This window comes from Streptomyces sp. NPDC006235 (assembly GCF_040613735.1).
Lineage (GTDB): Bacteria > Actinomycetota > Actinomycetes > Streptomycetales > Streptomycetaceae > Streptomyces.
In genome coordinates, this window is record NZ_JBEXSR010000036.1 from 59,481 (window position 1) to 72,623 (window position 13,143).

The following is a 13,143-nucleotide window of genomic DNA, read 5'->3' on the forward strand; positions in this document are numbered from 1 at the left end:
CCCGGGTCGGGCGGTCACGCGGGAGTCCTGCGGACCGCCCGGCCCGCCAGGGCGTCCGTGCGACGCCCGTCCTCGATCACGAACCGCCCGCCGACCAGCACGTACGGGATGCCCGTCGGCAGCACGCGCGGCTCGGCGAAGCTCGACCCCGCCGCGACCGTCGCCGGGTCGAAGAGCACCAGGTCGGCGACGTACCCCTCGCGCACCAGGCCCCGGTCCGGCAGCCGCAGCCGGGCCGCCGGGCGCGAGGTGAGGTGCGCGACGCACTCCTCCAGCGACAGCACCCCCAACTCCCGCACGTAATGGCCGAGGTAGTGCGGGAACGTGCCGTAGGCGCGCGGGTGCGGCTTGGCGCCCTGGAGGATGCCGTCCGAGCCCCCGGTGTGTACCCGGTGGCGCATGATCGCCCGGACGTTCTCCTCGTGGCCGACGTGCTGGAGGATCGTCGGCGCCAGCCGGTCGGCCAGCAGCAGCCCGCGCGCGGTCACCCAGGGGGCCTCGCCCCGCCGGTCCGCCGACTCCTGGACCGTCCGGCCGACGTAATCGGCCAGGGCCGGGTCGCCCACGCCGGAGATCTCGATCGTGTCCCACTCGATGGGCACGCCGTGACAGCCGTCCGAGCCGGTGACCTCCAGGTCATGGCGGATCCGCTCGGCTGTCACGTCGTCCGCCAGCCGCTTGAGGGCCTCCTCCGGCCCGCCCTCGCTCGCCCAGCTCGGCAGCATGGCCGCCAGCGTCGTACAGCCCGGGGTGTACGGGTACGTGTCGAGGGTGATGTCCGCCCCGGCCGCCAGCGCCTCGTCCAGCAGGGCCAGCAGCTCCGGCGCCCGGCCCTTGTTCACGCCGAAGTTCATGGTGGCGTGGGCGAGATGCAGGGGGCAGCCCGCCTCCCGGGTCAGCGCGACCATCTCCCGGTACGCCTCCAGGGCGCCCGCGCCGTAGGAGCGGTGGTGCGGACAGTAGTAGCCGCCGTACGACGCCACCACCCGGCACAGCTCGGTCAGTTCGGCGTCCTGCGCGTACATGCCGGGCGTGTACGTCAGCCCCGAGGACATGCCGACGGCGCCCTGCTCCATGCCCTCGGCGACCAACTGCCGCATCCGGTCCAGCTCCCGCGGGGTGGCCTCCCGGTCCTCCCAGCCGACGGCGAGGGCGCGGACCGTGCCCTGGGGGATGAGATAGGCCGCGTTCACGGCGATCCCGCGGTCGAGGCGGTCGAGGTACTCGCCCACCGTCCGCCAGTCGAAGTCGATGTCGTCGCCGGGCCCGTTCCACCCGGCGATCGCCCGGCGCACCTCGCCGAGCGTGCGGTCGTCGACCGGCGCGTACGACAGCCCGTCCTGGCCGATGACCTCCAGCGTGACGCCCTGCGCGGCCTTGGCGCTGTGGTCGGGGTCGCGCAGCAGGGCCAGGTCGCTGTGGGCGTGCATGTCGACGAAGCCGGGGGACAGGACCAGGCCCTCGGCGTCGAGCTCCCGGCGCGCCTTCGGCCGCTGGCAGCCGGCCGCGGCGGCCTCCTTGACGATGGACACGATCCGGCCGCCGTCGACCACGACATCGGCCCGGTAGGAGTCCGAACCGGAGCCGTCGACGACGTCGGCGTCCCGGATGACCAGCTCTTCCATCGCTTCCCGCCTCCTAGAAGAACGTACGGACGTAGTCGACGACCGTGCCGTCCGCCTCGGCGACCGGGATCAGCGGCCACTTGTCGAACGACGTGCACGGGTGGGACAGCCCCAGACCGACCCAGTCACCCACCTCCAGATCCGCCTCCGGCGTGGTGCTCAGCCAGGCGTGCTGGTCGGACAGGGACGTCACCGACACGCCGGTCGCCGGGCGCTCGGCGCCGTCCCGGCGGATCACCTGCGCGAAGGGCAGGTCCAGGTCGTAGGCCGCGTCCCGCTTGCCCGCGTTGACGAAGGCCTGCTCGGCGGTGGGCCGCGACACCACCTGCGTCCACAGCCGGAACGCCGGCTCCAGGGCGCCCTCCTCGGGCACCCGGTTGAACGGGGTCAGCTTGCGGTAGTGGCCGTCGTCGTGCGAGACGTAGGCGCCCGAGCGCAGCAACTTCAGGACGGGCCGGGAGAGTTCGGGGATCTCCGCGAAGACGTCGGCGACCGCGTCGAACCAGGCGCTGCCGCCCGCGCTGACGACGATCTCGTCCACGTCCGTGAAGCGCCCCACCTCGTCGAAGTCGGCGGCCAGCGCGACCAGCCGCCGCAGCCACGCCGTGACCCGCTCCGGGTCCGCCTTCGGCACCTCGCCCTCGTAGCCCGCGACGCCGACCAGCCGCAGGGACCGCGAGCCCGCCACCGCGTCCGCGACCGCCGCGCACTCCGCCTCCGTCCGCACACCGGTACGGGCGCCCTCCCCGGCGGCGAGTTCGACGACGACGTCCAGCGGGCGCCGGGCCTCGCCCAGCGCGGCGTCCATCAGCTCCACCCCGCGCACCGAGTCGACGTAACAGACGAAGCGGAACTCCGGGTCGGCGCCGAGCTCGGCGGAGACCCAGCGCAGGGCCGCCGCGTCGACCAGCTCGTTCGCCAGGAACACGCGCCGGGTCCCGAACGCGCGCGCCACCCGTACCTGATGCGGCACCGCCAGCGTGATGCCCCACGCCCCGTGCTCGATCTGCCGCTGGAACAGCTGCGGCGCCATGGAGGTCTTGCCGTGCGGCGCGAAGGCCAGGCCGTGCCGGTCCGCGTAGGTCTCCATGAGCCTCAGGTTGTGCTCCAGGCGCTCGGCGGACAGCGCGAGCACGGGCGTGGCGAAACCGCCCGTGAACAGGTTCCGGCGCTGGGCGGCGAGCTCGCCCACGGTCAGGCCGTCGGCGTCCGGCGGCAGGCCCTTGAAGCGGTGGTCGACGCGCTCGGCGGCGAGCCGGGCGAGGGACTCGGCGGCGGACCCGGCGGGACTGTCGGCTGTCATGAAGCCTCCTGATCAGCACTGTTGCAGTATCTGCAACCTTCATTGCGTATGTCGCTCAACGCTGTCTAACATCTCGGCCACCCGGGGTCAACGAAAGCGGCCGCACCCGCCGCCCCCGCCGAGCAACCAGGAGCTACGAGCATCGTGACCCCCACCGGACCCTGCAACGCCCCCGACGTCGTGGACGTCGTCGCGCTCGGCGAGTCCATGGTCACGTTCCTGCCGTCCCGGCCGGGACGGCTCGCCGACGTCCCCGCCTTCGACCGGGGCATCGGCGGCGCCGAGTCCAACACGGCGTGCGTGCTGGCCGCCGCCGGGCACTCCGCGCGGTGGGTCAGCCGGGTGGGGGACGACCCGTTCGGCGACCACCTGGTCGAGGCCATCGGCGGGTACGGGGTCGACGTGGCCCATGTCCGGCGCGACCCCGCCCGCCCCACCGGCATCTACTTCCGCACCGCCGGGGACCGGGCCACCGACGCGCACGAGGTGGCGTACTACCGGGCCGGCTCCGCGGCCTCGGCCATGTCGGCCGGCAACGTGGACCTGGACGCGGTCCGCGCCGGCCGCGTGCTGCACCTGTCCGGGATCACGGCCGCGCTGTCCGGGAGCTGCCTGGACCTGATGCGCGAGCTGACCGCGCGCCGGCCCGGCCGCCCCCTGGTCTCCTTCGACGTCAACCACCGGCCCGGACTGTGGCGCGACGCGGACGCCCCGGAAGTGCTGCGGGACCTCGCGCGGGGCGCGGACCTCGTGTTCGTCGGGCAGGACGAGGCCTGGGGGCTGCGCGGCGCCGAGGCCGTCCGCGCCGCCCTGCCCGAACCCGAGGTGCTGGTCGTGAAGCAGGGCGCCGCGGGAGCCACCGTCTTCGAGAAGCGGGACGTCACCTTCGTGCCCGCCCCGCGGGTCGACGTCGTCGTCGCCGCCGTCGGCGCGGGGGACGCCTTCGCCGCCGGGTTCCTCTCCGCCACCCTGCGCGGACTGCCCGTCCGGGACCGGCTGCGGCACGGGCACCTGATGGCCGCCGCCGCGCTCACCGTCCCCGGCGACCTCGCCGCGCCGCCCGCGCGGGAGCACGCCGACCGCCTCGCCGCCCTGGACGACGCCGCATGGGGGAGACTGCGACTCGGCCCCGGCTGGACCGACGACACACAGCGGGCCCCCGAGGAGGTACGTACGCCATGAGCCAGACCGTCGACCGCGCGCTCAGCATCCTGCCGCTGCTCGCCGAGGGCCCCGCCGACCTGGGGCAGGTCGCCGACCGCCTCGGCGTGCACAAGTCCACCGCCCTGCGCCTGCTGCGCACCCTCCACGAGCACGGCCTCGTCTACCGCCAGTCCGACCAGCGCTACCGCCTCGGCGCCCGGCTCTTCGCGCTCGCCCAGGAGGCGATGGAGAACCTCGACGTCCGCGAGATCGCCCATCCCCACCTGGTCCGTCTCAACGAGAGCTGCGGACACACCGTGCACCTCGCCGTGTACGAGGAGAACGAGGTCCTCTACATCGACAAGGTCGAGAGCCGCTACCCGGTGCGGATGTACTCCCGCATCGGCAAGCCCGTCGCCATCACCGTCGCCGCGGTCGCGAAGCTGCTGCTGGCCGACCTGCCCGAGCACGAGCGGCGGGCCGTGGCGGAGAAGCTCGACTACCCCGCGTACACGGCCCGTTCGACACCCAACGCCACCGCGTTCCTGCGCGAGCTGGAGAAGGTGCGCGAACAGGGCTGGGCCACCGACCTCGGCGGCCACGAGGAGTCCATCAACTGCGTCGCGGCGCCCATCCGCGGCGCCGACGGCCGGGTCGTCGCCGCGATGTCGGTCTCCGCGCCGAACGTCGTCGTCACCGCCGACGAACTCCTCACCCTCCTGCCGCTGGTGCGCCGTACGGCGGACGCCATCAGCGGCGAGTACTCCGGCAGAACACCAGTGAAGGGCACCGCATGACGGACAAGACCGCGCTCACCCCCCGGACCCACACCACCCCGCCGGCGAAGTTCTCCCACGGTGTGAAGAAGGGCAACATCCTCCAGGTCGCCGGCCAGGTCGGCTTCCTGCCCGCCGAGGAGGGCAAGCCGCCCACGCCCGCCGGGCCGACCCTGCGCGAGCAGACCCTCCAGACCCTGGCGAACGTCAAGTCCGTCCTCGAGGAGGGCGGCGCCGGCTGGGACGACGCGATGATGATCCGCGTCTACCTCACCGACGTGGCCCACTTCGCCGAGTTCAACGAGATCTACAACGCGTACTTCGAGGAGCAGGGCCTGACCCGGCCGCCGGCCGCGCGCACGACGGTCTACGTCGGCCTGCCCGCGGGTCTCCTCGTCGAGATCGACGCGCTGGCCGTCCTCGGCTGACCCACCCCCCACTCCCGCACGTCCGTGAGGCGCGGCGCCCCCGATGCGCCGCGTCGCGCTCCCCCCTACCCAGAAGCTGCATGCATTTACGTAGAGGACCCCCGAATGTCCCTTTCGCTCGCCGCGTCCGCCCCTGCCGAGACCCCACCCCACACCGGAGGCCTGCTCCTCCTGGTCGACGGTACGGCCGGACTCCTGCTCACCGCCGCGCTCGGCATCGGGCTGCTGCTGTTCCTCATCATCAGAATGAGACTCCAGCCGTTCGTCGCCCTGCTCGCGGTCTCCATAGCCGTCGGCCTCGCGGCCGGCCTGTCGGTCACCGAACTCTTCGGCACCGTCCAGAAGTCGGACGCCGTCTCCACCATCGAGTCCGGCATGGGCGGCATCCTCGGCCATGTCGCGATCATCATCGGCCTGGGCACCATGCTCGGCGCGATCCTCGAAGTCAGCGGCGGCGCCGAGGTGCTGGCCGGTCGCCTGCTCGGCCTGTTCGGCGAGAAGCGCGCCCCGCTCGCCATGGGCCTCACCGGCCTGATCTTCGGCATCCCGGTCTTCTTCGACGTCGGCATCTTCGTCCTGGCGCCGATCGTCTACGCCGCCGCCAAGCGCTCGGGCAAGTCGATCCTGCTCTACTGCCTGCCCCTGCTGGCGGGCCTGTCCGTCACCCACGCCTTCCTGCCCCCGCACCCCGGCCCGGTGGCCGCCGCGGGCCTGCTCCACGTCGACCTCGGCTGGGTCATCCTCATGGGCATCGTCTGCGGTCTGCCGGCCGTGGCCGCCGCCTGGGCGTACTCGGCGTGGATCGGCCGCCGCATCTTCGTCGCCGTGCCGCAGGACATGGTCGAGGCCGCGGAGGAGGCCAAGCAGGCCGTCGTCGACGAGCAGCGGGCGGCCGGCACGGAGCCGCGCGAGCAGCCCGTCTCCCTCGGCACGGTCCTCGGCATCATCGGCACCCCGCTGGTCCTCATCCTGGCCGCGACGTTCTCCTCGATCGCCCTGGACCCCTCCACCCTCCGCTCGGTGATCGAGTTCTTCGGCAACCCGTTCGTGGCGCTCACTCTCGCCCTGTTCCTCGCGTACTACCTGCTCGGCATCCGGCGCGGCTGGTCCCGCAAGTCGCTGGAGACGGTGTCCACGGCGTCCCTGAAGCCGGTCGGCAACATCCTGCTCGTGGTCGGTGCGGGCGGCATCTTCGGCGCCGTCCTCAAGGCCAGCGGCGTCGCCCAGGCCCTGTCGGACACGTTCAACGACGTGGGCCTCCCGGTGCTCGTCCTGTCGTACCTGATCTCCGTGGTGCTGCGCGTCGCCCAGGGCTCGGCGACGGTGGCGATCGTGACGACGGCGGGCATCGTGGCACCCCTGCTGTCCGAGGGGGACCACTCCCAGGCCTTCGTCGCCCTGGTCATCATGGCCATCTCGGCCGGCTCCATCTTCGCCTCGCACGTCAACGACGGCGGCTTCTGGATGGTCGCCAAGTACTTCGGCATCAGCGAGCGGGACACGCTCAAGTCGTGGACCGTGCTGGAGAGTGTGCTGTCGGTGGCCGGGTTCGCGGTGGCGGCGGTATTGAGCCTGTTCGTGTAGGCGTCTGATAACGAAGTCGGGACCGGCTGTGTGCGGCACAGGTTTGTCGACCATACTGCTCCGCTGTGGAGCAGCAGCGCATAGGTTCGAGCAGCCAGCCCCTGGAGGGCGCCGGATTCGACCCGGCCTTCATCCCCGGGCTCACGTCACCCGCGTCCGGACGGACGGAGGACGACGAGCCGGAGAAGGAGCCCGAGGCCGCCGCGGCCGAGGACGCCGAGGAGTCCTCCCCCGAGCCGGAGGAGACGGCTCGGGCGGCCGCCTCCGAGTCGGAGGAGGCCGACGTCGACGGCCCCGTCTTCGAGGCGTCCGACCGCCGCGCGAGAATAGTCGCCGACCGCAGAGGCGTACGCCTGTCCCTGGACGACCAGGAATGCGAGTTCCGCTGGGACGAGATCGGGGCGGTCGAGACGGAGACCCCCCGCTTCGGCAAGCGCTACACCGTCACCGTCCACACCCCTGACCGGCGCTGGTACCCGATCGAGATCGAGGCGCCGGCCAGGAGCCGTTTCACGGAGTGGGACGAGCAGTTGGACGCGGTTCTGGACGCGTACTTCGAGGAAGACGCGGAGTAACTATCGGCAGTACTGGGTTTCCTTGCCGATCGACCGGTACATGCAGTCCGAGTTCTCCAGCAACTGCAGCACCGCGTCCCGGTTACGGGAGGTCTCCCGCTCGATGACCTCGTCGGGCGGGTAGAACCCCCCACCGCCGGACCTCGGGTACATCTCGAAGGTGTACCCGAAGATCTTGTGGGTGCCCCAGAGGTAGTCGTCGATCGACCCGTCCGTGATGTACAGGTCGCTGGACTGCTCCGCCGTGTACCCGTTGCTCGCGGCCATCTTCTGTCCGACCGCCTTGAACGCCGCGTTGTCGTCCGCGGTCATCCCGGTCGTCGTGTCGGAGTACGTGTAGCCGAACGGCCACAGCACCAGCTCGCTGTACGTGTGGAAGTCGATGCCGGCCTTGATCTGCTGCACGCCGCCGACGACCCGGCTGCGCACGAAGTCGGCGACGACCTTCACCTCGGGGGCCGACTCCGCCGCCCGGCCCCGGTACGTCTCGGACGACGTCGAGCCCGAGGAGCCGCCGCAACATCCCCAGCGGTAGTTCCAGTTGCGGTTGAGGTCGGTCCCGACGTACGAACTGCCGCTGTTGGGCTGGCGGTTCTTGCGCCACGAGCGGTACGACCCGGTCGCGATGTCGTACTCGCCGCCGTCCGGGTTGATGTCCGGGACGATCCAGATCTCACGGTTGTTCACCATGCTGGTGACGCGTGAGTCGGAGCCGTAGTCGGAGGTCAGCTCGCGCAGCAGGTAGAGCGCCATCTCGACGGTGAGGTGCTCGCGGGCGTGCTGGTGGTGAGTGAACAGCACCTCCGGCTCGGACTCGTCGCTGGCCACGTTGTCGCTGATCTTGACGGCGACGATGTCCCGGCCCTGGTACGACGTGCCGATCACACGCCGGCTCGCGATGGACGGGTTGGCCGCGACGATCGAGTTGATCTCGCTCGTCATCTCCGCGTAGTTGTGGTACTTCGAGTCGGCGGACGGGAAGTCGAAGACCCGGACGTCGTCCTCGCCGGCGGACCGGTCGGGCACCGCGCCGAGCGGGGTGACCTCGTAACCCAGCGCGCGCAGCTTCCTGATCTGGTCCGCGCGTCCGGAGACGACGACACCGTGGTCGTGGGCCTCGTCCACGGTCACTCCGGTGCGCTGGAGTGCCGTGCGGTCCTCGGCCGTCGCGTGCAGGTGGATCTCGTACTGCCGGACGTCGTCGGCCGACGGGGCCGCCTTGCGTGCGCTGTCGGCGGTGGCGTCCGGGGTCGTCGCGGACAGGGGTGCCGCGAGGGCGAGTGCGAGGAGGGCGGCGAGGGCGGCGGTGCGTCTGCCGGTGCCGGCACCGGAGCCTCGTATGCGAAGTCGCATGAAATCTCCTTGTCGGAGGTGGGGTTGTTCCGTGCGACGTACGTGGTGCGGGTGGCGCACATCGTTCTGCCAATGGCATGAGCAGGTCAAGATGGAAAGCGGTCGCGCATAGTACGCGGGCGGCGCGGCGGTCGAGCTGTCCTGGTCGAAGTACACCCACGGGTGTGACCCGAGCGTGCATGTATGTACGCAACGGGGGAGAGTGAGGACCCGTGCTAGGGCCTGTCGGCCCTCGGACCACACCCCCAGAGGACTGGCTGATCATGGGCGGATCAGCGCCACGACGGGACCACCAACTGCCGGTCGAGACGACCAGCTTCGTCGACCGGCGTGGCGAACTGACCCAGGGCCGCGAGCTGCTGGCCCGCGCGCGGCTGGTGACGCTCACCGGGCCGGGCGGCGTCGGCAAGACCCGGCTTGCCGCGCGCATCGCGGCCCGGGTGCAGCGGGCCTTCCCGGACGGCGTGCGCTTCGTGCACCTCTCCGGGCTGCACGACCCGGCGCTCGTGCCGCTCGCCGCCGCCGACGCGCTGGGACTGCACGACCACTCCGCCCAGCCCCCGCTGGACGCCCTCGTCGAACAGGTCCGGGACCGGCGGCTGCTGCTCGTCGTCGACAACTGCGAGCATCTGGCGAGCGCGTGCGCCCAGCTCGCCGCGGCCCTGCTGCACGGCACCGAGGGCGTCCGCGTCCTCGCCACCAGCCGGCACCGGCTCGGCCTCACCGAGGAGCACCTGCTGGAGGTGCGGCCCCTGCCGGTGCCCGACCCGGACGGCGACCTCTCCGCCGCCGAGGGCTACCCGGCCCTCACTCTGTTCGCCGACCGGGCCGCCGCGGTCGTCCCCGGCTTCCGCCTCACCCCGGACAACCGCGCCTCCGTGGCCCGCCTGTGCCACCGCCTGGACGGCCTCCCCCTCGCCATCGAACTCGCCGCCGTCCGCATGCGCGTCCTCGACGTCGACCAGCTCCTGGACCGCCTCGACGACCGCTACCGCTTCCTCACCACCGGCAGCCCCGCCGCCCTGCCCCGCCACCAGACCCTGCGTGCGGCGGTCGCCTGGAGCCACGACCTGTGCACCGGCCCCGAGCAACTCGTGTGGGCCCGGCTGTCGGTCCTCGCGGGCAGCTTCGACCTGGCGACGGCGGAGGCGGTGTGCGCGGACGACACGCCGGAGCCCGGCGCCGGGCCGGGAACGGGTCCGGCACCGACGGAGGCGCGCCTGCCGGGCGGAGCGGGCACGGGTGGTGTCCAGGGCGGGGCACGTCTCGATGTGCCGTCGGGCGGCGCCCGGTTCACGGACGGCTCCGGGGAACGGGCCCTGTCCCTCCCGGTGTTCGCGGGGACGGCGACGCTGCCCACGCTCCACGGCGATCCGGGGAACGTGGTGCCGCCCACGCCGGCTCCGGCAGGCGGTCCCGTGCCGTTGCCCGTGATGCGCCCCGAGCCCCTGATCGTCCCGAGCCCCGGGACCGGCCCGGTGCGGTCTCCGTCCGTGCCCGGTCCCGGGGGCATGGCCTCGTTCCCGCCTGTGCCCCCGTCCGTGCCGGGCGCGAGTTCCGGGACCGGCCTGGGGGGCGGCCCGGTGCGGCTCTCGTCGGTGGCCGGCCCCGGGGTCATGGCCTCGTTCCCGCCTGTGCCCCCGTCCGTGCCGGGCGCGAGTCCCGGGACCGGCCCGGGCGGCGGCCTGACGCGGCCCCCGTCTGTGTCCGACACCGGGGCCATGGCCACGTTCCCGCCTCTGGCCCATTCCGGCGGCCCGATGCTGCCCCCGTCCGTGCCCGGCCCCGGGGCCGTGACGTCGTTTCCGTCTCCGGCCCACTCCAGCGGCCCGATGTCGGCCCCGCCCCTGCCCGACCCGGCAGGCCCTGCCGCACCCCCGCCGGTCGCGGACGCCTCCGGTGCCTGGTCTGCCCGGCCCGGCCAGGGCATCCGTGCCGACGACGTGCTCGACGCCGTCGCCGGGCTCGTCGACAAGTCCGTGCTGTGCCGGGAGCCGGGGCCCGGCGGGGTGCGGTACCGGATGCTCGACACGCTGCGGCAGTACGGGCTGGAGCAGTTGCGGCGGACCGCCGGGGAGGAGGGCGCCGCCCGGCGGCGGCAGCGGGACCGGATGCTGCGGTGGGTCGAGGAGTGCGAGCGCGGCTGGTTCGGGCCCGGGCAGCCGGAGACCGTCGCCCGGCTGCGCGCCGACCGGGACAACCTGCGCGCCGCCCTCGACTTCAGCCTCTCCACCCCGGGCGAGGCCCGCGCGGGGCTGCGGCTCGCCGGCACCCTCTGGTTCTACTGGCACGCCTGCGGCGCCCCGCGCGAGGGCCTGTACTGGCTCGACCGGGCCCTGGCCGCCAACCCCGAACCGACCCCGGAACGGGCCCGCGGCCTCTGGGTCGCCGGGCTGCTCGCCGCCGCCACCCAGGACTTCCCCCGCGGCCGCCGCCACGCCGAGGACGCCCTCGCCCTCGCCCGGGTCCTGGGCGACGCCGCCGAGGCCGCCCACGCCGAGTACGTCATCGGCGTCCTGAGGCTGTTCGGCGACGACCTGCCCGGCGCGCTGCGGCACTTCGAGACCACCGTCGCCCGCGGCCCCGTGCCCGGCCAGCACCTCAGCGTCGTAGGCCTCGACCAGGTCGAACTCGCCTGCGCGCTGGGCTTCCTGGGCGAGGCCGACCGGGCCGTCGAGGTGTGCGAGCGGGCCCTCGGGCTGTGCGAGCGGCACGGCGAGCAGTGGGTACGGTCGTACGTGCTGCGCATGCTCGCCCTCGCGCACAGCGTGCGCCGCGACTGGGCCCGGGCCGAGCGGCACGCCCGGGAGGCCCTGCGCCTCAAGCTCGCCGTCCACGACGTCATCGGCATCGCCCTCACCCTCGACCTGCTCGCGTCGATCGCCACCGAACGCGGCGCCCACCGGCACGCGGCCGTGCTGCTGGGCGGCGCCGACCGGGTCTGGGCCGACATCGACGCCGCCCGATGGGGCGCGCGCACCCTCAACGCCGCACGCCGGGACAGCGAGGAGCGGGCCTGCCGGGCCCTGGGACGGGACGCGTTCGAACGGGCCCACCGGCGCGGCGCCGGACTCGGCCTCGCCGACCTCGTCGGCCAGGCGCTCCAGGAGCCGGCCCGCCCGCACCCCCGCGAGTCCGGGGCCCCGCACGACGACACCCCGGTCCGTCTCACCCGCCGCGAGACCGAGGTCGCCCGGCTCGTCGCCGAAGGGCTCGCCAACCAGCAGATCGCCGACCGTCTGGTGATCGCCCGCCGCACCGCCGAAGGCCATGTGGAACGCATCCTCAGCAAGCTCGGCTTCAGCAACCGCAGCCAGATCGCCGCCTGGGTGACCGCCCAGCGCTGACCCGCCCGTACCGCGAACCCCGAGGGGAACCCATGACCACCCGACAGCCCCCCACGCCCGCCGCGTTCGACCACCGCATGGCCGTCTTCGGCACCGACGACGACTTCGTGGCCGCCGCCCTGCCCTTCCTCGGCGAAGGCCTCGCCGCACCCGGCGAACCACCCCCCGTGGCCGTCGCCGACCCGCGCAACCTCGACCTCCTGCGGGACGCCCTCGGCGGGGACGCCAAGGACGTCACCTGCATCCCGCACACCGACTGGTACACCGGCTCCGCCGCCAACGCCGTCGCCCAGGCCGCCTCCTACCTCACGGCCCACGCCGGTCCCGGGGGCAGGATCCACCTCCTCATGGAGCCCGTCTGGAGCGGCCGGGCCGGCCGCTCGGCCCGCGAGACCACCGAGTGGATCCGCTACGAGGCCCTCGCCAACCTCCTCTTCGCGCCCATGGCCACCACCGCCCTGTGCGCGTACGACACCCGCACCGCCGGTCCCGCCGTCGTCGCGGCGGCCCGCCGCGCCCACCCCGACACGGAGGTGTACGAGGATCCGGTGCGGCTCGCGGCCGAACTCGACGCCGTACCGCTGCCGCTGCCACCGGCGGACGCGCAGCCGCTCGCGGAGCCGCACGCCGCGGCCGTGCAGGCCTGGGCGCGCGCCCGGGGGCTGCCCGCCGCCGACGCCGAGTTGTTCGCCGGGGCCGTCGCGGAGACCGCGGCGGTGCTGGCGCCCCTCGACGGCACCGCCTGGCTGTGGGGCGAGGCACCCGCCTGCGTGTGCGAACTGCGGTCGTCCCGCCCCGTCGGCGACCCGCTCGCCGGCTTCGTCCCGCCGCCGCCCACCGGCCCGGAACCCGGACCGGGCCTGTGGTACGCGCGGCAGGTCTGCGCGTACGTCGACATCCGCGACGACGCCCAGGGAGCCACGGTCCGCCTCCAGTACGCGTAACCCGCCCACCTGCGCAAGCAGGTAGGGGATCGGGTAGTCCTCCCCCTGCGCCGGACCGGCCCCGG

At 73.5% G+C, this 13,143-nt stretch carries 10 protein-coding genes; 7 read left to right on the forward strand and 3 right to left on the reverse strand.

The window, feature by feature from the left end:
* Positions 1 to 14: 14 nt before the first annotated feature.
* On the reverse strand, positions 15 to 1,625 hold the full coding sequence (locus ABZ192_RS32100) for a D-aminoacylase (RefSeq protein ID WP_356927989.1): 1,611 nt from the start codon (positions 1,623 to 1,625) through the stop codon (positions 15 to 17).
* 13 nt (positions 1,626 to 1,638) lie between these two features.
* Positions 1,639 to 2,928 carry an amino acid deaminase gene (locus ABZ192_RS32105; RefSeq protein ID WP_356927990.1) on the reverse strand — a complete coding sequence of 430 codons (1,290 nt, stop codon included), beginning with the start codon at positions 2,926 to 2,928 and terminating at the stop codon, positions 1,639 to 1,641.
* A gap of 144 nt (positions 2,929 to 3,072) precedes the next feature.
* On the opposite strand from ABZ192_RS32105, the gene ABZ192_RS32110 reads away from it, so the two are divergent.
* The 5 genes from ABZ192_RS32110 to ABZ192_RS32130 all read left to right on the forward strand — a co-directional run bounded on the left by ABZ192_RS32110 (position 3,073) and on the right by ABZ192_RS32130 (position 7,434).
* Positions 3,073 to 4,110 carry a sugar kinase gene (locus ABZ192_RS32110; RefSeq protein WP_356927991.1) on the forward strand — a complete coding sequence of 346 codons (1,038 nt, stop codon included), beginning with the start codon at positions 3,073 to 3,075 and terminating at the stop codon, positions 4,108 to 4,110.
* Positions 4,107 to 4,868 carry an IclR family transcriptional regulator gene (locus ABZ192_RS32115; protein ID WP_356927992.1) on the forward strand — a complete coding sequence of 254 codons (762 nt, stop codon included), beginning with the start codon at positions 4,107 to 4,109 and terminating at the stop codon, positions 4,866 to 4,868. The genes ABZ192_RS32110 and ABZ192_RS32115 overlap by 4 nt, the downstream gene beginning before the upstream one ends.
* Positions 4,865 to 5,275, forward strand: a complete 411-nt coding sequence (locus ABZ192_RS32120) for a RidA family protein (RefSeq protein ID WP_356927993.1) — start codon at positions 4,865 to 4,867, stop codon at positions 5,273 to 5,275. Before ABZ192_RS32115 ends, ABZ192_RS32120 begins: the two co-directional genes overlap by 4 nt.
* A gap of 105 nt (positions 5,276 to 5,380) precedes the next feature.
* Positions 5,381 to 6,859, forward strand: coding sequence for a gluconate:H+ symporter (locus tag ABZ192_RS32125; RefSeq protein WP_356927994.1), 1,479 nt, complete (start codon positions 5,381 to 5,383; stop codon positions 6,857 to 6,859).
* A gap of 65 nt (positions 6,860 to 6,924) precedes the next feature.
* A complete protein-coding gene (locus ABZ192_RS32130) occupies positions 6,925 to 7,434 on the forward strand; it encodes a hypothetical protein (protein ID WP_356927995.1) in 510 nt (169 codons plus the stop codon).
* On the opposite strand, the gene ABZ192_RS32135 is transcribed toward ABZ192_RS32130, so the two are convergent.
* A complete protein-coding gene (locus ABZ192_RS32135) occupies positions 7,435 to 8,787 on the reverse strand; it encodes a M14 family metallopeptidase (protein ID WP_356927996.1) in 1,353 nt (450 codons plus the stop codon). It abuts the gene before it with no gap.
* A gap of 263 nt (positions 8,788 to 9,050) precedes the next feature.
* Here ABZ192_RS32135 and ABZ192_RS32140 point away from each other — a divergent pair, with 263 nt between their 5' ends.
* On the forward strand, positions 9,051 to 12,134 hold the full coding sequence (locus ABZ192_RS32140) for a LuxR C-terminal-related transcriptional regulator (RefSeq protein ID WP_356927997.1): 3,084 nt from the start codon (positions 9,051 to 9,053) through the stop codon (positions 12,132 to 12,134).
* A gap of 32 nt (positions 12,135 to 12,166) precedes the next feature.
* Positions 12,167 to 13,078 carry an MEDS domain-containing protein gene (locus tag ABZ192_RS32145; RefSeq protein ID WP_356927998.1) on the forward strand — a complete coding sequence of 304 codons (912 nt, stop codon included), beginning with the start codon at positions 12,167 to 12,169 and terminating at the stop codon, positions 13,076 to 13,078.
* Positions 13,079 to 13,143 lie beyond the last annotated feature (65 nt).